A 23,092-nucleotide genomic window follows, 5' to 3' on the forward strand; every position below is an offset into this window, starting at 1 on the left:
GCGCATCACCGGCATCCTGCGCGCGCTCGCGTCGACATGCGCGCAACCGGCCGTGTCGTCCGGGCACCGGAACAATCCCGAAGCCGGAGCCCACGTTCGGGTCCAATGCTCTCGTCGCCCTGCAAAGTGATTTTGACGCTTTGCTCGGCCGCAGCAAAGACATGCGGCGGTGCAGCTGCGTACCTCGCCCCACCTGCGGGGAGAGGTCGGAGCGCGCGAGCGTACCTCGCGTGCTCCGGCTGAGGAGGCTTTCAGAAGAGGGCTTTCGAATCCCGGGCTCTCTCACGATCGGGTGATCCCACCCGATCGTGAAGCGCTTTAGTTGATGTAGCCCCGGCGCAGGGCGTTGGCGACGGCCTGCACCTTGTTGACTGCCCCGAGCTTGCGGATGGCACGGTCGAGATGGTGCTCGACCGTCTTGTTGGCGAGCCCCAGGATCACTGACGTGTCCCAGGCGCTCTTGCCGGCCGCAGCCCATTTCAGGCACTCGGTCTCCCGCGGTGTCAGCGCGTCGCCCGACGGCTGGTCGGACCGCCGTGTCAACAGCACGGCCTGGGTGTGGGCGAAAATGCCGACCAGATGCAGCGACAGCAGGTGCTCGCGCGGCAGGTCGAGCGGATGCTGCGCCGAGAACGAGACCGCCGACTGGAAGCCGCTGAGATTGAAGATCGGGATCGAGAGACCATCCCGCAGGCCGAAGTCGGCGGCCTCCTCCATGACCGAGGCGCCGTCGGCGTCGGCCGGGGCGGCGCGCCACAACAGCAGCTCGGACGTCTGCCTCAGGCTGCGCACCACCGGATCCCGCCGGTAATGGGAAGCCGCCTCGTAGCGCGCGCTCCACTCCGGCCAGCCGGCGACGAGCACGTGCTCGCGGACATTGTCGCCGTCCGGCAGCCCGCTGATGGTGAAGTTGTCCAGACCGTACGACGACGTCGCCCGCACGATCTCCTCCGCAAGCCCGGCTTGATTGTCGACTCGTTTGAGCCGTTCGATGGCCTCGCGGGCGAGGTCCCTTTCCATCCGAAACCCCTTAGGAACATAGGCACAGGAGAACAGCGACCGACGCACGCCCTCCCCGCCCAGAACGGCCCTCACGGAACCGCCGCTGCGCCGAAGCAACAACTTTTCGGGCGACGCCCGCCATCCACGCCGAAGTCGCGGCGCCGACGCCCCCCGGAGCCAATCGCCGCGCTTACCCTTGAAATTATTGCACCAACAAAGTTTTCAGTGTCAACGCACCGAAAGACGGATAGCCCCGGCCCGCGCCGACCCCAGGTGGAGCCGCCGCACGGCCCCGCGCGCCTTCGCGCGTGGCTGCCACCCCCCGGGCGCAGCGTCAGCGTGGCTGTTCACCTCGGTTTACGGCAGCTTTCGCAGGATCTTAGCCAGCGTCAATGGGGTTTTCCGCGGCGCCAGCCCCGGTCGTGCCATGAGCTGAGAGGGCGAGCACCGCGCCAACGCCGCAGAGCGCATCGACGCGCTTGGCCTTGATCGGCGACGATTTGTCGTTCGCGTCCGTGGGCCGTTACGCCGCGAGTCGTTACTCCGCGAGTCGTTACTTCGCGAGTCGTTACTTGGCGCCGCAGTTCGAGCAGATGCTCTTGGTCGTCCGGTCGCCCTCGACGTTCTTCTGGTCCTGCAGCTTCTGCGCCCGGTCCTCTGCCGTGTTGCCGGGAATGTCGGACGGCCGCGGCTGGCGGTGGCCGGTCGGCGCCGCGCTGCCGCCGGGCGCGCCCGTTCCCATGGCGCCGGCACCGGCCGGTGATCCCGGCGCCGCGCCGGCAGCACCTCCCGCACCGGCGGCCCCGCCCGTTCCGCCGCTCTGGGCGAGTCCCGCGCCCGCCTGGGCCATGACGAAAAAGACGATGAAAATCCTGCGCATGGTACCCCGCTCCGACCTCGACCTATGCGCAACGGCAGTCCTCGCCGCCGGGTTCCGTCATCGGCTGCGGTCAGCTCTCGGCGGGCTGCTGCGGCCACCGCACGTCCGGGTCGAGGGTGAACAGGTCCTGGGCGCGGCCGACGCCGCGCAGCGCGAAGCGGCCCGTCGATACGAACGCCTGCCGCTGCTCCGGGGCCGGGGCCTCGTAAAAGGCCTGCGACGCCAGCAGGTCCCGGTCGATGGAACGGCACGTGGGAGCGACGCGACTCACCTCACTGACGGCGGGACCGACGACGGTGAAGCCGAGCCAGGCTGCCGATATGGCCGCAGAACAGATGGTCCGACGGCTCGCGCGCCGGCACCACGCGTGCGTGCACACACCGCCGCCCGGCGACGACGGCTCTACCCCTGTAACGAACAGCTCGGGGGCAAGCCATGATGAATGTTCAGATCGCCTTGTACACCATCGTCATGATCAGCACGGCGGTCGTCATAGTCCCGCTGCTGGCGATGCTGACCGCAGGCTGACGCTCCCGTCGCGAATGGTCCTGTCGGTTAGTCGCCCGCTTCAGCCAATTTGCGAGGAGCCCTGCACCGAGGTTTTGAGTCTTTGGGCGGATGGATGGCCGGGCTTGACCCGGCCATCCGTCGACTTGAAAACCCAGGCCGTCGCTGCTGAACGCACATTGCATTGCAAATGAGCTGAAGCAGCCGACTACCGGCTAGCGCCGCACCTCGACCGAGAGCTCAGGACGATGATTGAGCGTCTGGAAGACGACGCAGTAGCGCTCCGTCAGCTTGATCAGCAGGTCGACCTTGTCCTGCGGCGCGTCGGTGTCGACGTCGAAGCGCAGGCGGATCGCCCGGAAGCCGACCGGTGCCTCCTTGTCGACGCCGAGGGTGCCGCGGAAATCGAGGTCGCCTTCCGCGTGCACGCGCCCCGCCTTGAGCGGCACCTCGAGCGCCGTCGCCACCGACTTGAGCGTCACGCCGGCGCAGGCCACCAGGGCCTCCAGCAGCATATCGCCCGAGCACAGCTCGGCCCCGGAGCCGCCGGTCGCCGGATGCAGGCCGGCGATGGCGAGCGCGCGGCCGGTCTCCACCTTGCAGGCGATGCCGTCCTGGTCGATCGAGCCGTCCGCCTTCAGCGTGATCACCGCCGCGTCCGGCGTCTCCCGGTAGCGGTCCTTGATCGGCGCCTGGAGGGCCCTGAGCTCCTGCGCGTTCATCCCCATCGTCGTCTCCCTATGACTGGCGCCGCCGTGGCCGGATCGTCGCCGGCAGCGGCCGGAAAGCGCTCGCGTCCGCCGAGCGACGCATCGAGTGCCCTTAGCACGCGGTGCTTGGCGCTGTCGAAGCCGGGGTCGAGGGGCCGGCGCGGGCGCCGCAGGTCAACGGCGACGGTCTCGAACAGTCGGCCCGGGTTGGGCTGCATGACGACGACACGGTCGCCGAGGGTGACCGCCTCCTCGACATCGTGCGTGACGATGACGACGGTCGGCCGGCTTTCATCCCAGAGCGCCAGCAGATGCTCATGCAGGCTCGCCCGGGTCATGGCGTCGAGTGCCGAGAACGGCTCGTCGAGCAGCAGCGCCTTGGGACCCGGCACCAGGGCGCGGGCGATCGACACGCGCTGCTGCTGGCCGCCGGACAGCTCCCGCGGCCAGCGATCGGCGTGCGCCGTCAGGCCCACCCGCGCCAGCGCCTCGTCGACCCGGCGGCCGCGGACCGGCGCCGGCAGGTGCTCGAGGCCGAAGCCGACGTTGTCGCGGACCCTGAGCCAGGGCAGCAGTCGCGCCTCCTGGAACACCAGGCCGACGGCGGGATGCGGGCGGGTGATGACGTCGCCGTCGATGCGCACCGCGCCGTGTGTCGCGTGGTCGAGCCCCGCAATCAGCCGAAGCAGCGTGGTCTTGCCGCAGCCGGAGCCGCCGACGATGGCGACGATCTCGCCGGCCTCGACGGCGAGCGACACGCCCTCCAGCGCCCGCGTCCCGTCCGCATAAACCTTGGATAGCGCCTCGATCGACAGCATCAGAGCCGGTCCCGCGCCGTGTCCTGCCAGGCCAGCAACGGCGCTGTGAACGCGACGATCAAGCTATCGCAGAGCTTGCCGAGCACGGCGAAGGTGATGATGGCGGCGAGGATCTGATCGGGCTTGCCCAGTTGCTGGCCGTCGACGAGCAGGTAGCCGAGCCCTTCCGAGGCGCCCATGAACTCGGCCGCGACGACGAACATGAAGCCGAGGCCGAGGCCGGAGCGCAGCGCGGTGACCCAGGCGGGCAGCACCGCCGGCAGCAGCACCCGCCGCACCAGCGCGAAGGGGCTCAGGCGAAACACGCGGCCCACCTCGATGAGCTTGCGGTCGACCGAGGCGATGGCGCTCATCACGCCCAGATAGACCGGGAAGAACACGCCGACGGCGATAAGGGTCACCTTCGAGGCTTCGAAGATGCCGAGCCACAGGATGAACAGCGGCACCCAGGCGATCGAGGGAATGGCGCGTAGCGCCTGGATCGTCGGATCGAGGACGCGGCGCAGCGGGCGCGATGCGCCGGTGAGGGCGCCGACGAGCGTCCCCGCCGCGGCGCCGAGCGCAAAGCCGATGCCGATGCGCGAGAGCGTCGCCAGCACATGCGTGGCCAGGTCGCCGGAGCGGGCGAGCGTGACCAGGGTCTCGGCGATGCGGCTCGGCGGCGGCAGCAGGCGGCCCTGCGCCAGCCCGAAGCGGACCGCGGCCTCCCAACCCAGGGCGACGACGAGGGGCAGGACGACGCCGACGAGCCAGATCCCCGAGGCCGGCCCGCGCGTGCCCGCCGCGGCCGGTGCCGTGGTCCCGGCTGCGTCGGCGGCGGGCGTCCGCCCCGGTATCAGGTCGATGGAGGCCATGCGGTCAGTTCGTCGACTTGCCGAGGTATTGTGGATCGATCAGCTGGTCGACCGCCGCGGTCACGTCGGTGTCGGCGGGCAGCACGGCCGCATTCTTGAGCGCATTGCCGGCGGCGACGATCGACTGGCGCTGGGCGTCGCCGATGACGCTGAAGCTGAGGTCGGTGCGCTCGTCGATCTGCCGATCGATGACGGCCGGCGGCAGCTTGGTCGCCTCGGCGAAGGTCGCCTTGAGCGCCGGCTTGTTGGCGAGTGACCACTGCCGGGCCTCCTCGTAGGCCGCCAGCACCTTGCGGACGAGATCCGGGTGCTCTTTGGCGAACTCCTCGCGCACGTTGAGGATGCCCCAGGTGTTCGCCTCCGGCTTGCGGAAGAACAGCACGTCGCCGTTCTCGATCTCGGCGGCGGCCATCATCGGATCGAGGCCGGCCCAGGCGTCGACGTCGCCGCGATCGAGCGCGAGACGGCCGTCGGCATGCTGCAGCAGCACGAATTTCACGTCCTTGTCGCTCAAGCCGGCGTCGGCGAGCGCGCGCACGAGGAAGATATGCGGATCGGTGCCGCGGGTGACCGCGACGCGCTTGCCCTTGAGGTCGGCCACGCTCGCGACGCCGCTGTCCTTGCGGGTGACGAGCGCGGTCCACTCAGGGCGGGAGTAGACATAGATCGATTTGATCGGATTGCCGTTGATCCGGGCGACGAGCGCCGCCGAGCCGGCCGTCGAGCCGAAGTCGATGGAGCCCGCGTTCAGGAACTCCAGCGCCTTGTTGGAGCCCGCCGACTGCACCCAGCGGACCTTGATGCCGTCCTTGGCCAGCGCCTTCTCCAGAATCCCCTTGTCTTTCAGCACCAGACTGACCGGGTTGTAGGTGGCATAGTCGATGCGGATCTCGGACACCTCGGCGGCGCGCGCGGGCAGCGCCAGGCTCAGGCCGGCCAGAAGGGCGAGGCCGACCCGCCGGATGCCGACGAGCGAACGGAAGGCTTGCATGGGTGGCTCCAGACGGATCGATGGGGACGCTGCTCCATGATCTACAGCGCCCTGGCGCGCCGTCAATAATTTTGCAGTGCAGCATGCGTATTAGATTTTTATAACTCGGAATTTATGTGATTTAAATCGACGAAGCCGCGCGGCTCCGCCCGCACGCCTGCGCAACGTTACGGCCTATGCGCCGGACCGATTGATCGCGATCCGGCTCTGCAGCAGCTCGCCGGTGCGCTCCAGCACCGGATAAGCGGCGGCCGCGACGATGTGGCTGTTGATCAGCTTGATGTCGTTGAGGAGGTCGAGATAGAGCGCGCTCGCCTGCGCGGCTTCCAGCCGACCCGTCCTCATCTGGTCGACGTGCAGGATCGTGGCCTGGGATTCCGCCTCACGGAAGGCGATCTTCTCATCGGCCAGCAGGCGCGCCGTGGGGCCGTCGTCGGTCATGAAGACGGACGCCGCGGTCTTCAGGTTGGCGCTCAGCCGGTCGAGCATGGCCATGAGCTCGGTCTCCTCCGTCTTGGAGAAGGCGAGGCCGCGCTTCAGCCGCTTGGCGGCATGGGGCAGCAGGTTGCGGGTAACGACATCGCCAGCCTGCTCCAGATTCATCGTGAAGTTCAGGATGGCGGCGAGGCGGGCATGGTCGCTGTCGCTGAGCTCCTCGGGGTCGAGCGACGTCAGGTAGGCCTTGATCGCCGTGTTCAGGCGGTCGAGCACGTCGTCGCGCCGCTTCGTCTCGGCGATGACGCGGCGGTCGCCGTCTGCCAGCGCGCCGCGCGCACCGGCCAGCATCTCCTCCAGCGCATCCACCAGCCGCAGCGCCTCGCGGGTCGCGCCGCCGAGGGCCACGATCGGCGTCTCCCGGGCGGCCGCGTCCAGGTAGAGCGGCCTGGAGGGATCCGCCGGGTCGACGCGCTTGGGCAACCAACGCTTCAGCAGGGTGGCATAGGGTGTGAGCAGCGGCAGGAAGATCACCGCGATCACGACGTTGAATGCCGTGTGAAAATTGGCGACGGCGCGGGCGTTGTCCGGCTCTACCGTTACCATGAAGCGGCCGATCGGCTCCAGCAGCGCAACCGCGACGGCCACGCCGACGAGGCGCGTGAGCAGGTTACCCACCGGGAGCCGCTTGGCGGCCGGGTCGTTGCCCGCCGGCCCTTCGAGCACCGGATTGATGGCGGTGCCGAGGTTGGCACCGAGCACGAGCGCGAAGGCCGCGTTCGGCGGCACGGCGCCCTTGCTCGCCAGCGACATGATCAGCAGGACGACGGCGACGCTGGAATGGACCGCCCACGTCACCCCTGCCCCCAGCAGGACGGCGAGCAGCGGCGTGGTCGAAATGGCGCCGAGCAGCAGGCGGAGGCTCGGCGTGTCCTCGTAGTCGGTCATCAGCTGCAGCAGCTGGTGCAGCGCCAGCAGCATCAGGCCGAGGCCGATGAAGACGCGGCCGAGGTCGTGCGCCCGCGTGCTGGAATCGCGGCGGAACATGAGCACGCCGACCAGAATGAGCACCGGCGAGAACGCCGCCACATCGAACGAGAGCACCTGCACGATGAGCGTCGTGCCGACGTTGGCGCCGAGCATGACCGCGAGCGCCGGAACCAGGTCGACCAGGCCGCCGGCGGCAAAGCCTGCGGTCATCAGGCCGGTCGCCGTGCTGCTCTGCAGGACGGCGGTAACGCCGACGCCCGCCAGGAGCGCCCGGACGCGGTTCCTCAGCGCCGTGCCGAGAAACGAGCGCAGGCCGGGGCCGAAGGCGCGCTGGATGCCCGTCTGCACCATGTGCGTGCCCCACAGGAGCAGCGCGATGGCGCCGGCGAGATCGATCAGCGTGACGGGAAAGGCCATCGCGAACGCCTTGCAACGTTGGACAGGAGGATGGGCCCCAAGGCCCCCGCGGCTTTGCCTGGGCCACGCTACAGGGAACATGGCCCCCGCTCGCGCGATTGCCAGAACGCGCGGTTTAATCCTCGCCTGCCGTTCGATGCAATGCCGGAATCGACAGACCGGCGACCCGCCACCGCCCGAGCGCATTCCCACGCGATCGGATGTGCACATCTACCCGGCGAACGATTCTCCGGGTCCTTGGCTCTGGTGCGCCTCTCGCAGGGCAGAGGATCCGCCCGACGAGCAAGCGCTCCAGCCACGGGGCTTACCAGACCGGGATGAAGGCCGGCAGCTTGGCGGCCACGAACTCCTTGTTCTCAGGCGACTTGAAGACCTCGATGAAGGCCTTGAGGCGTGGGTCGTCTTTCTTGTCGGGCCGCGAGACGAAGCGCAGCACGAAACGCTCATCGGGCGTCCGGTCGCTGATCAGCGCCGAGTTCGGATCGCCGCCGGCCGGGATCAGATAGGTCAGGTTGACGAAGGCCAGCGTCACGTCGTCGAGCGAGCGATAGAGCTGCGCCGCGTCGAGCTCGATGATCTGGAGTTTCTTCGGGTTCTCGATCACGTCCTGCTTGGTGACATTGATGCCCTTGCCTGGCTTGAGCTTGATCAGCTCCGCCTTTTCGAGCAGTTGCAGGGCGCGGGCGCCGTTCAGCGGTTCGTTGGGAATGGCGACCTTGTCGCCCTCCTTCACCTCGGCAATGCTCTTGATCTTCTTGGAGAACAGGCCGACCGGCACGATCACGCCGGCTGGATCCACCGGTACCAGGTTGAAGCCCCGAGCGGCGTTCTGCTGACCCAGGAACGTCACGTGCTGGAAGAAGTTGGCATCGAGATCGCCGGCAAAGACGGCGGCATTGGGTGTCACCCAGTCGGTGAACTCGACGATCTGGACCTCGATGCCCTTTTTCTTTGCCGCCGTGGCGGTGAGCTGCAGCAGTTGGGCCAGCGGCCCGGCGCTGACGCCGACCTTCAGCGGCTGGTCGGCTGCGGCCGCGCCGACGACCATCGCCATGGCCGCAGCAACGGCGATGCGGATAACGGATTTCATGATCATCGACCAATTTCCCTCGGGCTTATAGGGAGCGGCAAGCCGGCTCGGCCGAGCGGACGCCCGCGCCTCGGCTAACGACGAGCAATCCGGCCTGCTCCCTGGCTTAAATGAGCAATCGAACCGAGCCGAATGCCCGTAATTCATTAATCATCATAGATAATTTAAGGCAACGAGTTGAGAATTATCTTTCCCGATCGACATGCAACAAATAAAACTACGTTCTACTTAATTCAAAGAATAATCTCTACACGACCAACCCGAAGCCGCGGTGGACCGCCGCTCGAGCCGACTCGCGCTCTACTCGGCCGCATCCGCCAGGGGCCGGCCGCGCCAGTGCGCGCCCGGGTGGGGCGCCGCCAGGCGGGCACGGCCCGGGCCGAACAGCTTCTCGCGCAACGGTCCCGGCGCGTAGGCGCGCTTGTAGCGGCCACGCCGTTCGAGCTCGGGCACCAGGAGATCGACGATGTCCTCGAAGGTCTCGGGTGCCACGGCGTAGGCCATGTTGAAGCCGTCGACGTCGGTGGCGGCGACCCATTGGATCAGCGCGTCGGCGACGGTTGCGGGGGAGCCGACGAACACCGGCCCGATGCCGCCGATGCCCACGTGCTCAGCCACCTGGCGGACGGTCCAGACCCGACTCGGGTCGGCGCGCGTGATGTTGTCCATGGCGGTGCGGCCGGCGTCGTTCTCCACGTGCCGCACCTCCTGGTCGAGCGCCAGCCTCGAAAAGTCGACGCCGGTCCAGCCGGACATGAGCGTCAGCGCTCCCTCGTGGCTCACGTAGCTGCGGTACTCGTCGAGCTTGGTTTGCGCCGCCTGGTCGGTCTCGCCGAGCACGACGGTCGCCATCGAGAAGACCTTGAGGTCGCTGCCCAGCCGGCCGGCGGCGACGGCCGCCCGGCGCAGATCGGCGACGCGCGGCCCGATCACCTGCGTGGACGGGCCCGAGACGAAGACGCATTCGGCATGGCGGCCGGCGAAGCCCCGCCCCTTGGGCGAGGTGCCGGCCTGATAGAGCACCGGCGTGCGCTGGGGCGAAGGCTCGCTCAGGTGGATGGCATCGAGCTGATAGAACGGGCCGTCGTGCCGGATGCGATGCACCTTCTCGGGCCGCGTGAAGATGCCGGCCGCCCGATCGACCACGACCGCATCGTCGTCCCAACTGCCCTCCCAGAGCTTGTAGACCAGCTCCAGGTAATCCTCGGCCACATCGTAGCGGTCGTCGTGGGCACGCTGGCGATCGAGCCCCATCGCCTTGGCGGCGCTGTCGAGGTAGCCGGTGACGATGTTCCAGCCGATGCGCCCGTCGGTCAGGTGGTCGAGCGTCGTCATGCGCCGGGCGAAGGGATACGGCGGCTCGTAGGAGAGGTTGACGGTGATGCCGAAGCCGAGGTTCTGCGTCACCGCCGCCATGGCCGAGACCAGCATCAGCGGATCGTCCACCGGCACCTGCGACGCCGTACGCAGAGCGGCGTCGGGGCTGCCGCCGAAGACGTCGTAGATGCCGAGCACGTCGGCGATGAACAGGCCGTCGAAGCGGCCGCGCTCCAGCGTCTGCGCCAGGCCGGTCCAATAGGAGAGCTTGCGGTAGTCGGCCGAGCGGTCGCGCGGGTGACGCCACAGGCCCGGCGCCTGATGGCCGACCGTATTCATCTCGAAGGCGTTGAGCCTGATCTCCTTGGCCATGGCCAATCCTTCCTCCCGCGGCGCCGCCGGCATGAATGACGTCGGTTCACCAGGCCGGAATATAGGCGCCCTTGAAGCGGGCAAGCACGAACTGCTTCACCGGCTCCGAATGATAGACCTCGACGAGCCGGGCGACCCACGGCTTGTCCTTGTCCTCGGTGCGCACGGCGATGACGTTGACCCAGGGGCCGTTGGCGGCCTCCTTGATCAGCGTGTCCTTGACCGGATCGAGTCCCGCCTGGACCGCGTAGTTGTTGTTGATGGAGGCCGCGTCGACGTCCGGCAGCGACCGCGGGATCTGCGCCGCGTCGAGCTCGATGAACTTGAAGCGCTTGGGGTTGTCGACGATGTCGGCGACGCTGGCGGTGACGTTGGCCGGGTCACGCAGCTTGATGATGCCGCCGGCCGCCAGGATGTGCAGCGAGCGGGCGCCGTTGGTCGGATCGTTCTGGATGGCGAGCGTCGCGCCCGCCGGCAGGTCGGCGAAGGTCTTGTACTTTTTCGAATAGAAGCCCATCGGCGACGCGATGGTGTCGGCGACCTTGACCAGCTTCCAGCCAGTCTTGGCGATCTGGTTCTTCAGATACGGCTCGTGCTGGAACGAGTTCGCCTCGGTCTCGCCGGCGGCGAGCGCCTGGTTGGGGATGACGTAGTCGGTGAACTCCACCGGCCTGATGTCGATGCCGCGCTCGGCGCCGACCTTGCGCACGACGTCGAGGATCTCCGCGTGGGGACCGGCGGTGACGCCGACGCGAATGGTCTTGGGATCGTCCGCCGCGGCTGCACCGGCGGCGAAGAAGCCCGCGGCGGTCAGCACGGCGAGGGCAAAGGCAACAGGGCGGCGGCTCGCCATGGCGAAACTCCGGAGCACGAAGGACAGTGGACGGTCAGTTGTGGCGCAGGCGCTTGTTCAGCCGCCGCGACAGCGTGTCGCCGATGGTCTGCACGCCCTGCACGAGCACGATCAGCACGATGACGACGGCCGCCATCACATCGGGCATGAAACGCTGATAGCCGTAGCGGATGCCGAGGTCGCCGAGGCCGCCGCCGCCGACGGCGCCGACCATGGCCGAGTAGCCGATCATGCTGACCACCGCGAGCGTCAGCGACAGCGCGATGGCGGGCACGGCCTCCGGCAGCAGCACTTTGCGCACGATCTGGATGGGGCTTGCCCCCATGGCCCGGGCAGCCTCGACGAGGCCCTGGTCCACCTCGCGCACGGCCGTCTCCACCAGGCGGGCGATGAAGGGGGTGGCGGCAATGGTGAGCGGCACGATCGCCGCCTTGGTGCCGATCGAGGTGCCGGCGATGAGGCGCGTGAAGGGGATGATCGCCACCACCAGGATGATGAAGGGCGTCGAGCGCGTGGCGTTGACGATCAGGCCGACGACGCGGTTGACCGCCGGTAGCGCGAACAGCTCGCCCCGCCCGCTGGTGGCGAGGAACACCCCGAGCGGCACGCCGAGCAGCGTGGCAATCACCGTCGCCACCGCCACCATCCACAGGGTGTCGAGCGTCGCTTCGGCGATGAGCTGGACGATCTCAGGCGACATAGCCGAGCACCTCCGTATCGAGCCCGCGCTCGGCGAAATAGGCGAGCGCCGGCGCGAGCGCCCGGTCGGACGACGGCACGCCGAGCAGCAGCGTGCCGAAGGGCCGCCCGGCGACCTCGTCGATGGCGCCGGACAGGATCTTCACGTCGAGGTGGAGCTCACGCGACAGGCTGGAGACCACCGCGCCCGCCGCGAACGGCCCGCGGAAGACGACACGGACCACCGCCTCCGCGCCCGCCGCCCGATCCGGCCCGAGCCGCGCCGCGAGCCCGGCTGGCACCGCGCGGCCCGATGCTCCGCCGAGGAAGGATTGGGTGGTGGGATGGGCCGGACGGGTGAAGATGTCGTAGACGTCGCCGCGCTCGACGATGCGGCCGCTGTCGATGACCGCGACCTCCTTGGCGATGCGCCGGATCACCGACATCTCGTGGGTGATCAGCAGGATGGTGAGCCCGAGCTCGCGGTTGATGGTGCCGAGCAGATCGAGGATGGCCTGGGTGGTCTCGGGATCGAGGGCCGACGTGGCCTCGTCGGACAGCAGCACCTTGGGGCGGGTGGCGAGGGCGCGAGCGATGCCGACGCGCTGTTTCTGGCCGCCGGAGAGCTCGGCCGGATAGCGGTCGCGCTTGTCGGCGAGCCCGACGAGCTCCAGCAGCGGCTCGACGCGCGCCTTGATCTCGGCCCGGCCGACGCCGGCGATCTCCAGCGGCAGGGCGATGTTGCCGTAGGCCGTGCGCGAGGAGAGCAGATTGAAGTGCTGGAAGATCATGCCGATGGAGCGGCGGACCTGGCGCAGGTCGCGTTCGCCGAGCCCTGCGATATCGGTGCCGTCGACCCAGATACGCCCCGCGGTCGCCCGCTCCAGGCCGTTGACGAGGCGGATCAGCGTCGACTTGCCGGCGCCGCTCCGGCCGATGACGCCCAGCACCGAGCCCGGCGCGACGGTGAGATCGATGTGGTCGAGGGCGGTGACGGCGCCGCCGCCCCGGCGCGCGGCGAACGTCTTGCTCACGGCCTCCAGCCGGACCATGGCGTTGCCGCTGTCTGCCGCGACGGGACGCTCGCGCAGCTCGGCCAGATCGGCCTTCAAGGGCATGTTCATCGCAGTGCTCGTCCCGCTGAGCGGCGGTGCCGCCTGACTTGGTATTGGAAACAGGCGCGGGGCGAACCAACGCCGAGCGGTCCACCTCGCTGTCGGCATGCCGCGAACTCAGGCGGTCGGGCGCCAGATCGGCACGTCGGTCGCGTCGATGCGCTTGGGGATCAGACCCGCGTCGAAGAACACGTCGGCGATCTTCTGCTGGTCGCCGAGCTCCGCCTTCTGGACCGGCCGTACGCTGTAGCTGCGGCGGCTGTTGACCTGCTTGACGACCTCGACCGGGATGTCGCCCCACATCGGCGCAAGCCTGGCGGCAGCCTCGTCGGGATGGCTCTTGACCCAGCGCCCCTGCTCGGCCAGCGCGTCGAAGACGATGGCGACGGCCTGCGGGTGGGCGGCGACGAAGTCGTTGTTGACCAGATAGTAGCGGCTGTAGCCGGAGAAGCCCGTGGCGTCGGCGATGATCCGGATCGGATACTGGCTCTGGGCGATGGCCAGGAACGGATCCCAGATCACCCAGGCGTCGAGGCTGCGGCCCTTGAAGGCCGCCGCTCCGTCCGGCGCCTCCAGGTAGGCCGGGTTGATGTCCGTGAAGGCGAGGCCGGCCTTGGCCAGGGCCGCGGCCAGGATGAAGTGGCAGCCCGAGCCGCGGGAGACGCCCACCTTCTTGCCCTTGAGGTCGGCCACCGAGGTGATCGGCGAATCGGCGTGCACGATGATGGCTTCGGCGGCGGGCGACGGCGCTTCGGTAGCATAGAAGGTCAGCTTGGCGCCGGCCGCCTGGGTGAAGATCGGGATGGCGTCCGCCACGTCGGCATGGAAATCCACGGCGCCCGCGTTCATCGGCGGGATCACCGCCGTGAACATGTTCCAGCTCACCTCGAAGCCCAGCGGCGCCAGCCGCTTCTCCAGCACCTCGTCGCTCCTCAGCAAGGTCAGCAGCGTCGACGAGCGCTGATAGCTGAAGCGGATTTTGCGGCTCTCGGCCGAAGCGGAGCGCCCGAGCGATCCGATGAGCGGCAGGCTGAGCAGTCCGGAAGCGAAACGGCGGCGTGTAAGGTGCATAAGCTCGGTATTCCTGAACGAACGTCGCACCGATCACAGCACGCGCCCGTATCGACTTCAACGCTCATGTGGTGTAAATTAAAATTAATCACGATTAGAAATGTGATTATTCTGTTTGACTCGCCTCGGGGAGAATTTTTTTGCTGCCGCACGCCATTCGGTTTGGCATCTGGGCGCTCGTTCACGGCAACCGCGCCGCGCTTCAGGACCCCGATGAGCCCTACGACGCCTCCTTCGCGCGCAATCGTGCGCTGATCCAGGAAGCCGAAGCCCTGGGCTACGATTCCACGCTCGTCGCCCAGCACACGGTCAACCCGCACGACGAGCGCCTGGACCAGTTGGAAGCCTGGACCGCCTCGGCGGCGCTTGCGGCGCTGACCAGCCGGATCGAGATCATCACGGCCATCAAGCCTTACCTCTACCACCCGGTGGTGCTGGCCAAGATGGCGTTGCAGATCGAGGAGATCAGCGGCGGCCGCTTCGGCATCAACCTGGTCAACGCCTGGAACCGCCCGGAGCTCGAGAAGGCGGGGATCGGCTTTGCCGAGCACGACGAGCGCTACGCCTACGGCTACGAATGGCTTTCGGTGGTCCGCCGGCTGCTCGCCGGCGAGCGCGTGACCCACGCGGGGCACCACTTCAATGTGCACGACTACCAGCTGCGGCCGGCTGGCCGGTTCCGCGCCCGGCCGCAGGTCTATGTCGGCGGCGAGTCCGAGCCGGCGCGCCGGCTGGTCGCGGACCAGGGCGACGTCTGGTTCATCAACGGCCAGTCGCCCGCCGACGTGAAGGCCCTGATCGGCGATGTCGCCGCCCGCGCCCGCAGTGGAGGGCCGCTGCGCTTCGGCCTGTCCGCCTTCGTCATCGCCCGCGAGACCGATACGGAAGCCGAGGAGGCGCACCGCCACCTGCTCGAGCTGGCCGCCAAGGACGCGCCACTCAAGGCCATCCAGGCCGCCAACACCGATCCCAAGGTGATCATGATGCAGACCATGGCCAAGAGCCCGCGGGTCGGCACCAACGGCGGCACCGCCGCCGGCCTGGTCGGCAGCTACGACACCGTGGCCGACCGTATCCTGGCGTTCCACGCACTGGGCATCGAGACTTTCATGCTGCAATTCCAGCCGTTCGAGCGCGAGATGCGCCGCTTCGCCGCCGAGGTGATGCCGCGCGTGCGGGCACGCCAGCCGGCAGCGCCGCTCAAGCAGGCCAGCGGCCGCGGCTGAGACCACCCCTGACGACCGGCAGCCCCCGTGAGCGGCGCCGGAGAGGAGACCGACGATGAGCAATCCTTCCGCCGACCAGGCCGATGTGCTGTGGTTCCTGCCCACCCACGGCGACGGGCGCTACCTCGGCACGTCGCACGGCGCCCGCGACGTCTCGCTGCGCTACCTGGCCCAGATCGCCCAGGCCGCCGACCAGCTGGGCTATTTCGGCGTGCTGCTGCCCACCGGGCGCTCCTGCGAGGATTCCTGGGTGGTGGCATCGTCGCTGGTGCCGCTCACCGAGCGCCTGCGCTTTCTCGTGGCGGCGCGGCCCGGCCTGATGTCACCCGCCGTCGCGGCGCGCATGACGGCGACCCTCGACCGCATCTCGAACGGCCGCCTGCTGATCAACATCGTGACCGGTGGCGACCCGGTGGAGAATGCCGGCGACGGGCTCTTCCTCGACCACACCGAGCGCTACGAGGTCACCGACGAGTTCCTCGAGATCTACACGCGCCTGCTGCGCGGCGAGACCGTCGATTTCGAGGGCAGGCACCTGAAGGTGAAGGAGGGCAAGCTGCTCTATCCGCCGGTGCAGGAGCCGCACCCGCCGCTCTACTTCGGCGGCTCGTCAGGAGCCGGCCAGGACGTCGCCGCCCGCACCGTGCAGAAGTACCTGACCTGGGGCGAGCCCCCGGCGCAGGTGGCGGAGAAGATCGCCGACATGCGCCGCCGCGCCGCCGCGGTGGGCCGCGAGATCAGCTTCGGCATCCGCCTGCACGTCATCGTTCGCGAAACCGACAAGGAGGCCTGGGCGGCCGCCGACGAACTGATCCAATACGCCGACGACGACACCATCGCGGCGGCGCAGAAGGTGTTCTCGCGGATGGATTCGGTCGGCCAGCAGCGCATGCAGGCACTGCACCGCGGCAGCCGCGACAACCTGGTGGTGAGCCCCAATCTGTGGGCCGGGGTGGGCCTGGTGCGCGGCGGTGCCGGCACGGCGCTGGTGGGCGACCCGGGGACGGTGGCGCAGCGCATGAAGGAATACATGGCCATCGGCATCGACACCTTCATCCTGTCCGGCTATCCGCACCTGGAGGAGGCCTACCGCTTCGCCGAGTTGGTGCTGCCGCTGCTGCCGCTGCGCGATACGACACGCGGCCCCGCTCCGGCGACGCCGCACCGGGGCCGTTCGGCGAGATCGTCGGCAACACGCTGGTGCCCTCGCACCTGCGCCAGCGCGCCGCCTCGTGACGCAGGTGCGCCCGGCGCATATCGCAGCTGGGCGCACATCAGCCAACTGCCGAGACATGCTCCGGCCCCTTGCATCCGGAGCGCTCGCGATCGGGTGAGTCGGCCCGATCGCGAGCGTTGTTGCGGCCGATGGCCGGACCTGATCCGCGCGGCCATCGTCGCGAGAACACACGCAATTCCATTTCGCCGATCGAATAAAGCAATCAAATCTAAGACCGCATAGTAAAACGGCAAACCATCTCATTGCTGGCCACACCTCTCAAGTCTAGACTTTGAGTTCCGCTGAGAGGAGCACTGCCATGCCGGTTATTCTTCAGGTGAATTTCGTGACCCCCGATCGTCCCGCGCAGCAGGCGCAGCTCGAATCGGCCAAGGCGATCGCCCAACAGCCTGGCCTGCGCTGGAAGGTCTGGATCAACGACGAGGCCTCGCAGACCCGCGGCGGCATCTATCTGTTCGACGATCTCAAGAGCGCCAAGGCGTGGGGCGACGATATCCTGCCCGAGCGGCTCAAGGCGCGCGGGGCGACGAACATCTCGATCCGCTACTTTGACGTCAACGAGGAGGCGAGCCTGGTCACCCATGCGCCGCTCCTTCAGCGTGCCGTCGCGGCCTGATCGCGACGCGGCGCGCATCGCTGCTCCGGTGCGCGCCCGTGCCCCCCGTGCGGCCTTGCCGCCGCTCGCGGGCTGCTGTCCGGCGCGATCCGGGCGCGCCGCGATCTGTGCCGGGCGCGAATGGAGCAATGCGTCAGCAGCGAATACGGCTTTGCTCTGCTGTCCGCCTACGTCGACCCGTCGGTCTTTGACAGGGGTCCTTCGTGACCAAGCACCACCATCAGCACGCGGCGGCGCAGGATATGCAATCCTTTCCGCTGATCGAGGCACTGCTCGGCCGGCATGCGCCACGCGTCGGCGTCGGCATGGCGATCCCCGACGGACCGCTGGCGTATACCTCGACGACATCGCCGCGGCCGCTGAGCGATCTTGAACGCACGCTGCTCGTCGTGGCGAGCTCCGGCGTGCGTGGGCTCAACCTCGGCATGCCCGGCACGCCGGACACCGTGTGCAGCGATCCGGTCCGATCGACGGGGCACCTCTTCCCCAGCGCCGCTGCCACGTTCGGCTCGGAGCTGCTGATCACCGACGACACCGGCTCCTACATCACTCGCCTGCGCGATGGCGCCTCGGAGGCCATCCAGGACTACCGCGGGCCAGGCGACCTGTTTGCCCTGGTGGAGCGGCTGCGCCCGTCGATTGTCCGCATCGACGACGCTCCGGCCGAGGTGCCGCACGGCGACGCCTACGACCGCGGGGTCGCGAGCCAGCCCGGAACCGCGCTGTTCGTGCCCTTAGGCGACCAGGTGGACCGCCTGTTCAACCACCTGTGGAACGCCTTCGGCGAAGGTGTGCCGGTGAGCGACGACGAGGGCCGGCTGCTCGGCCGGCCGGCCGAGCTCATCGCGGCGGGGGCGCTGCGGCCCGAACGGGCGCAACCGTTGTCGGTCTTCGAGGCGAACGCCCGCGCGCACCTGGTCAGCGAGCTCACCATCGCCGCCTCCAACATCCAGCGGATGCTTCAGGCCATGGGCCTCGGCGGCTGGCTGTTCTCCGGCATCCATCCGCAGAGCCTGCTCGGAGCCTTCGCCGACGAGGGCCTCTCGGGCTTCGGCTTCCGCTTCGAGCCCGGTCCGCACGGGCTCGACCCGGTCGGTCTCGACGGTCACTTCGAGCCGCTGGTGCCGCCCTATGTGCCGGACCTGGAGACGGCGGCCTGGCGCTTCGCCGAACGCAAGTTCGGTCCGCAAGGCGTTTTCAGGCTGGAGCAGCCTGGCCCCCGCCGGGACAAACATGCAGTCCAATCGCAGGCTGATCGGGATCCGGAGCGCTTCGTCGCCTATCTCGGATCGGTTGCACAGGATGCCCACGATCGCTTCGGGCGCTTTCCGGTGACGGTGCCCTCCGTCGCCGTGGCGGGCTATGCGCAGGGCCGGCGCGGCGGCCTCGACCAATACGACCGCTTCTATCGGGATGCCCTCCACCTGGAGACGCACACGCGGCATCAGGGGATCCGGCACTGCGGCGCGGCGAACGCGGAGCCGGTGCGATGAGGGGTCGGCACGCGCGCGCCCGGTCGATCGAGGACCACGATCTGCCGCACGAGCCAAGCCCGGCGCTGTTGATCGGCGCCGCCATCCTCATGACGCTCCTGGTCGGAGCCGCAGCACTTCTCGGCGCCTGAGCCGTGCTGGGATCGGGCCTGCCCACGTCCGGCGACGGCATCGAGATCGCCATCGTCGGCGGCGGGGCGGCGGGCGCGATGCTGGCGCTCAACCTGCTGCGGCAGCCTGGCCTTCACGGCGGCCGCATCACCGTCGTCGAGCCCTCCGCCACGCTGGGAGCGGGCGTCGCCTATTCGGCGGCGCGCCCGGAACATCGCCTCAACGTGGCCGCGTCACGCATGACGGTGATCGAAGAGGAGCCCGAGGACTTCGATCGCTGGCTACGGGCGCAGCCCGAGCTCATCGGCGACGGCGAGGCCAGGGACGCCGGCGGCTCCATCTTCCCGCGGCGGTCGCTGTTCGGACGCTATCTGCACGAACGGCTTCAGCTCGCCGCGCGATCGACATCTCTCGCTCACTTTCAGCACGTGCGCGACCGGGCCGCGGCCGTGGTATCGCGGCCGACGGGATTTGTCGTCGAGACCGAGCGAGGCCACGTTGTCGGCGCGGACGTTCTGGCCCTGTGCACCGGCCATGCCCCACCGGGCCTGCCCCCATCCCTCGCAGCCGTCGCGGGCGACCGCCGCGTCATCGTGGATCCCTGGTCGGGCGATGCGCTCGCGCAGGTCGATCGGCACGCGCGCGTCCTCATCGTCGGCACCGGCCTGACGATGGCGGACGCGGTGGCGTCCCTCCGGACGCAGGGTCACGCGGGCCCGATCACCGCCATATCCCGCCGTGGGTTGCTGCCGCGCCGACGCGACCCGATCAATGCGCCGGAGCTCACGATCGGCCTGGAAGGGCTACCGCTCAGCCAGGGCCTGCGCGTGCTGCGGGCGCTGCTACGCGCGGAGCAACCCCTGCCCTGGGCGGATGTGCTCGAAGCCCTGCGCCGGGGCAACGGCGCCATCTGGCAGAGCTGGAGCCTGCCGGAGCGCCGGCGCTTCCTGCGCCATCTGCGCCCGTACTGGGATGCCCACCGCTTCCAGGCGGCCCCACAGATCGGGGCCAGCGTCGAGGCGGCGCGGCGTGACGGCCAGTTCGGTGTGCGCGCGGGGTCGATCCTCGGCGTGCGCGCCGGCACGGCGTTGTCGATCGCATTTCGTCCGCGCGGCGACAGCCGGATCGAGCACCTCGACTTCGACGTCGTGGTCAACTGCACCGGCACGGCCTATGGCACCGCCATCACGGGCAGCGGCGCCCTCGCCTCTCTCGCTGCGGCGGGCGCCGTGCGGCCGGACGCGCTGGGCCTCGGCCTCGATGTCGACGAGCTGGGCCGCGCCTTCGGCGCGGACGGAACCTGCAACCGGTCGCTCTTCGTCCTCGGCGCACCGGCGCGCAGCGGCCTGGGCGAGGTCACCGGCGCGCCGGAAATCGCCACCCATGCGCGGACGGTAGCGCGCCACATCGCGCTCACCCGAGCCGCCTTGCGCGCGCAGGTGACATCCGTCGGACTGCGCCTGCAAGCGGCGGGGACGGCCACCTGAGACGGGTGGGAGGCCATCGGCAAAAAAAATCGAACGACCACGTGAACCGGATCGCGTGACGCGGCGACCAACGGGGTGTGGGGGATGCGACGGGCAGCCCTCTCTCCCGAGAAGGAACACGCCGATGAACACGAAATCCATTCGCAAGATCGCCATTCGCAAGTTCGTTCTGGCCGCGAGCCTCGCCATCGCCGCGGGCAGCGCTCTCGCCCTCGCCCCGACCAGCGCCTCCGCCTTCGGCGGCCACGGCCACGGCGGTGGGCACGGCGGTCACGGCGGCTGGGGGCACCACGGCGGCGGCCATGGGGGCGGCGGGCACTGGGGCGGCTGGGGCCATCGCCACCATGGCTACTACGGCTGGGGTTACCGTCCCCGCGTCGTCTACGGCTACGGCTGCGTCCTCAAGCGCTACGTCAACGAATTCGGCGATGTCGTCGTCCGCCGCCGCTGCTACTGAGCGCCCTGCTCCAGACCCGGCGTAAGCGGCCGGACGCCAGGGACCCACCGGCCAAACGGAGCGCCGCGATCCACCCGGACCGCGGCGCTTGTGCCATCCGGGCGGCGACGGTCAGCTCTAGAGCATGATCCCAAAAAGTGGATACCGGCTTTTGGAAAAGATCATGCTTAAAGAATGAGATAGAGCGGGATGATGGTTCGAAGAAAAATCAACCCGCTCTAGCGCGCCAGAAATCGCCGGTAGCCCTCATGGTATTCCGCCGTGTCGGCGAACCCGTAGACCTCGGTCCGCTCCGCCAACGTCACCGGCGACGGGTCGGTCCGCAGCCGGCGCAGCTGGCGCTTGTGGGAGCGCGCCGCCAGCCGGCCGCTCTGGCAGATACCGTCCACGGCGCGGCCGACCTCGCAGTCGAGATCGGCGGGCGCCGACACGCGCGTGACCAGGCCGCGCTGCTGCGCCTCCACGGCCGTGAAGACACGCCCCTCGATCAGCAACTCGGCGGCCACGGCCGGACCGACGAGGCCGTACAGCGCCTGCGTCTCGCCGAAGGCGAGCGGGAACCCGAGCTTGCCCACGGGCGCGCCGAACCGGGCGGCATCGTCGGCCAGGCGGATGTCGCACACCGACGCGATCTCGAGGCCGCCGCCCATGCAGATGCCGCGGATCTTCGCCACCGTCGGCACGTCGCACTGCTGCAGGGCCGCGAGGCAGGCGCCGACGTACTCCTCGTGAAACGCCGTGACCTGGTCGCGCGTGGCGCGCGTGGCGGCGAACTCCGAGATATCGGCCCCGGCCGAGAAGGCCCTGTCGCCGTCGCCGGCGATGACGATGCAGCGCAGCTCCTCGTCCCGACCGAGGCGGGTGACGATCTCGCGCAGGCTCCGCCACATGGCGATGGTCATGGCGTTGAGCCTGCGCGGGTGGCTGATGAGGATCGAGGCGACGTCGCCGTCGCGGCTCAACGTGATGTCACCCGACATGATCTCGCTCGACTTGACTTTGCTCGAATTGGCTTGGACTCGTCCGCATCAGCGCTGCGCGCCCATGATCTGGTCGGGAACATAGGTCGATATGCCCGGGATGAAGCAGAGCAGCACCACCGCGGCAACCATCAGGACGACGAACGGCAGCGTTCCCCACATCACCTCGGCCAGCGAGATCTGCGGGGCAATGTTGCGGATCACGAAGATGTTGAGGCCGAGCGGCGGGTGAATCAGGCCCATCTCCATGACGATGGTCATCACCACACCGAACCAGATCAGGTCGAAGCCGGCAGCCTTGAGCGGCGGCAGGATGATCGGCGCCGTCATCAGGATGATGGAGACCGGCGGCAGGAAGAAGCCTAGCACGACGACCAGGCCGAGCACGGCAGCCAGCAGCACCCAGCGCGACAGATTGAGGGCGACGATCGCCTGCGCCGCGGATTGACTGATCTGCAGGTAGCTCATGACGTAGGAATACAGGAGCGACATGCCGATGATCATCATCAGCATGGTGGATTCGCGCAGCGTCGACGAGAAGATCGGGCCGAGCTGGCGCGGCCGCCAGACGCCGTAGATCAGGGCGATGAGCGCCACCGCGAAGACGGCGCCGAGCCCGGCTGTCTCCGACGGCGTGGCGTAGCCGCCGTAGAGCGCCACCATGACGCCCGTCAGCAGGACGACGAAGGGCAGCACGCGCGGCAGCGTGCCCAGCCGCTCGCGCAAGGTCAGCGTGTCCGGCAGCAGCAGCGCGGACGGGGTACCGTCGCTGGCGTACGCGGCGAGCGCCCGGCGACGCTCGCGTCGAAAGCGCAGCACGGCATAGGCGGAGAACAGGGCGACCATCAGCGCGCCCGGCCCGAGGCCCGCGAGGAACAGCCGGCCCAGGGATTGTTCGGCGGCCACCGCGTAGAGGATCATGGTGATCGACGGCGGCAACAGGATGCCGAGCGTGCCGCCGGCGGCGATGATGCCGGCGGCGAAGCCGCCCGAATAGCCGCGGCGCTGCATCTCTGGAATGCCGGCCGAGCCGATGGCCGAGCAGGTCGCAGGCGACGAGCCGGCCATGGCCGCAAACAGCGCGCAGGCAAACACGTTGGCGATGCCGAGCCCACCCGGGATGCGGTGGAGCCAGGCGTGCATGGCCGAATAGAGATCCTGCCCGGCTCGCGATTTGCCGATGGCCGCACCCTTCAGAATGAACAGGGGGATGGACAGCAGCGTGATCGACGCGAGCTCTTCGTAGACGTTCTGCGTCACCGTATCGAGCGATGCGGCCGGCATGAAGATCGCCATGAACAACGTCGCGACGCCGCCGAGGGCGAACGCGATCGGCATGCCGGACGCCATGGCGGCGAAGGTGGCGCCGCCGTACATGAGCGCGA

Annotated in this window: 21 protein-coding genes and 2 pseudogenes; 7 read left to right on the plus strand and 16 right to left on the minus strand. The window is 68.8% G+C overall.

The window, feature by feature from the left end; all coding sequences use genetic code 11:
- Positions 1-318: 318 nt before the first annotated feature.
- The 14 genes and pseudogenes from ACZ5PO_RS37435 to ACZ5PO_RS37500 all read right to left on the minus strand — a co-directional run bounded on the left by ACZ5PO_RS37435 (position 319) and on the right by ACZ5PO_RS37500 (position 14,100).
- On the minus strand, positions 319-1,020 hold the full coding sequence (locus ACZ5PO_RS37435) for a LuxR family transcriptional regulator (RefSeq protein ID WP_464188100.1): 702 nt from the start codon (positions 1,018-1,020) through the stop codon (positions 319-321).
- Positions 1,021-1,570: 550 nt separating this feature from the next.
- Positions 1,571-1,882, minus strand: a complete 312-nt coding sequence (locus ACZ5PO_RS37440; RefSeq protein WP_464188102.1) for a hypothetical protein — start codon at positions 1,880-1,882, stop codon at positions 1,571-1,573.
- Between the two features lie 70 nt (positions 1,883-1,952).
- Positions 1,953-2,189, minus strand: a pseudogene (locus tag ACZ5PO_RS37445) (adenylate/guanylate cyclase domain-containing protein); the annotation flags it as partial.
- 415 nt (positions 2,190-2,604) lie between these two features.
- Positions 2,605-3,111: an OsmC family protein gene (locus ACZ5PO_RS37450; RefSeq protein ID WP_464197198.1), complete on the minus strand. Its 507-nt coding sequence runs from the start codon at positions 3,109-3,111 to the stop codon at positions 2,605-2,607.
- Positions 3,108-3,917 (minus strand): ABC transporter ATP-binding protein, encoded by an 810-nt coding sequence (locus ACZ5PO_RS37455; RefSeq protein ID WP_464188105.1) that lies wholly within the window; start codon positions 3,915-3,917, stop codon positions 3,108-3,110. The genes ACZ5PO_RS37450 and ACZ5PO_RS37455 overlap by 4 nt, the downstream gene beginning before the upstream one ends.
- On the minus strand, positions 3,917-4,771 hold the full coding sequence (locus ACZ5PO_RS37460) for an ABC transporter permease (RefSeq protein WP_464188107.1): 855 nt from the start codon (positions 4,769-4,771) through the stop codon (positions 3,917-3,919). The genes ACZ5PO_RS37455 and ACZ5PO_RS37460 overlap by 1 nt, the downstream gene beginning before the upstream one ends.
- Positions 4,772-4,775: 4 nt before the next feature.
- Positions 4,776-5,762 carry an aliphatic sulfonate ABC transporter substrate-binding protein gene (locus ACZ5PO_RS37465; RefSeq protein WP_464188110.1) on the minus strand — a complete coding sequence of 329 codons (987 nt, stop codon included), beginning with the start codon at positions 5,760-5,762 and terminating at the stop codon, positions 4,776-4,778.
- Positions 5,763-5,936: 174 nt separating this feature from the next.
- Positions 5,937-7,604 carry a Na/Pi cotransporter family protein gene (locus ACZ5PO_RS37470; protein WP_464188112.1) on the minus strand — a complete coding sequence of 556 codons (1,668 nt, stop codon included), beginning with the start codon at positions 7,602-7,604 and terminating at the stop codon, positions 5,937-5,939.
- A 304-nt stretch (positions 7,605-7,908) separates the two neighbouring features.
- Positions 7,909-8,700, minus strand: a complete 792-nt coding sequence (locus ACZ5PO_RS37475) for a MetQ/NlpA family ABC transporter substrate-binding protein (RefSeq protein WP_464188115.1) — start codon at positions 8,698-8,700, stop codon at positions 7,909-7,911.
- A 294-nt stretch (positions 8,701-8,994) separates the two neighbouring features.
- Positions 8,995-10,383 carry an LLM class flavin-dependent oxidoreductase gene (locus ACZ5PO_RS37480; protein ID WP_464188117.1) on the minus strand — a complete coding sequence of 463 codons (1,389 nt, stop codon included), beginning with the start codon at positions 10,381-10,383 and terminating at the stop codon, positions 8,995-8,997.
- A 46-nt stretch (positions 10,384-10,429) separates the two neighbouring features.
- On the minus strand, positions 10,430-11,236 hold the full coding sequence (locus ACZ5PO_RS37485) for a MetQ/NlpA family ABC transporter substrate-binding protein (protein ID WP_464188120.1): 807 nt from the start codon (positions 11,234-11,236) through the stop codon (positions 10,430-10,432).
- Positions 11,237-11,270: 34 nt separating this feature from the next.
- Complete coding sequence (locus ACZ5PO_RS37490) at positions 11,271-11,936, minus strand: methionine ABC transporter permease (RefSeq protein WP_464188122.1); 666 nt, start codon at positions 11,934-11,936, stop codon at positions 11,271-11,273.
- A complete protein-coding gene (locus ACZ5PO_RS37495) occupies positions 11,926-13,038 on the minus strand; it encodes a methionine ABC transporter ATP-binding protein (RefSeq protein WP_464188124.1) in 1,113 nt (370 codons plus the stop codon). Before ACZ5PO_RS37495 ends, ACZ5PO_RS37490 begins: the two co-directional genes overlap by 11 nt.
- Before the next feature lie 108 nt (positions 13,039-13,146).
- The gene (locus ACZ5PO_RS37500; RefSeq protein ID WP_464188126.1) at positions 13,147-14,100 is read right to left on the minus strand and encodes an aliphatic sulfonate ABC transporter substrate-binding protein; all 954 of its coding nucleotides are present in this window, start codon (positions 14,098-14,100) and stop codon (positions 13,147-13,149) included.
- A gap of 143 nt (positions 14,101-14,243) precedes the next feature.
- On the opposite strand from ACZ5PO_RS37500, the gene ACZ5PO_RS37505 reads away from it, so the two are divergent.
- From ACZ5PO_RS37505 to ACZ5PO_RS37535, 7 genes and pseudogenes are all read left to right on the plus strand, one after another.
- Positions 14,244-15,326 (plus strand): LLM class flavin-dependent oxidoreductase, encoded by a 1,083-nt coding sequence (locus ACZ5PO_RS37505; RefSeq protein WP_464197200.1) that lies wholly within the window; start codon positions 14,244-14,246, stop codon positions 15,324-15,326.
- Positions 15,327-15,381: 55 nt separating this feature from the next.
- Positions 15,382-16,562, plus strand: a pseudogene (gene ssuD, locus ACZ5PO_RS37510) (FMNH2-dependent alkanesulfonate monooxygenase).
- A gap of 299 nt (positions 16,563-16,861) precedes the next feature.
- Entirely contained in the window at positions 16,862-17,179 is a 318-nt protein-coding gene (locus ACZ5PO_RS37515) for a YdhR family protein (protein ID WP_464188129.1), read from the plus strand.
- A gap of 203 nt (positions 17,180-17,382) precedes the next feature.
- The gene (locus ACZ5PO_RS37520) at positions 17,383-18,672 is read left to right on the plus strand and encodes a hypothetical protein (protein WP_464188131.1); all 1,290 of its coding nucleotides are present in this window, start codon (positions 17,383-17,385) and stop codon (positions 18,670-18,672) included.
- Positions 18,669-18,803 (plus strand): hypothetical protein, encoded by a 135-nt coding sequence (locus ACZ5PO_RS37525; protein WP_464188133.1) that lies wholly within the window; start codon positions 18,669-18,671, stop codon positions 18,801-18,803. Before ACZ5PO_RS37520 ends, ACZ5PO_RS37525 begins: the two co-directional genes overlap by 4 nt.
- Positions 18,804-18,806: 3 nt before the next feature.
- The gene (locus tag ACZ5PO_RS37530) at positions 18,807-20,270 is read left to right on the plus strand and encodes an FAD/NAD(P)-binding protein (RefSeq protein ID WP_464188135.1); all 1,464 of its coding nucleotides are present in this window, start codon (positions 18,807-18,809) and stop codon (positions 20,268-20,270) included.
- A 124-nt stretch (positions 20,271-20,394) separates the two neighbouring features.
- Positions 20,395-20,727, plus strand: coding sequence for a hypothetical protein (locus ACZ5PO_RS37535; RefSeq protein WP_464188137.1), 333 nt, complete (start codon positions 20,395-20,397; stop codon positions 20,725-20,727).
- 218 nt (positions 20,728-20,945) lie between these two features.
- On the opposite strand, the gene ACZ5PO_RS37540 is transcribed toward ACZ5PO_RS37535, so the two are convergent.
- Positions 20,946-21,707: an enoyl-CoA hydratase/isomerase family protein gene (locus tag ACZ5PO_RS37540; protein ID WP_464188139.1), complete on the minus strand. Its 762-nt coding sequence runs from the start codon at positions 21,705-21,707 to the stop codon at positions 20,946-20,948.
- Between the two features lie 48 nt (positions 21,708-21,755).
- Positions 21,756-23,084 carry a TRAP transporter large permease gene (locus ACZ5PO_RS37545; RefSeq protein ID WP_464197202.1) on the minus strand — a complete coding sequence of 443 codons (1,329 nt, stop codon included), beginning with the start codon at positions 23,082-23,084 and terminating at the stop codon, positions 21,756-21,758.
- Positions 23,085-23,092: the final 8 nt, after the last annotated feature.

The sequence above is a fragment of the Chelatococcus sp. KU-N122 genome, assembly GCF_055391085.1.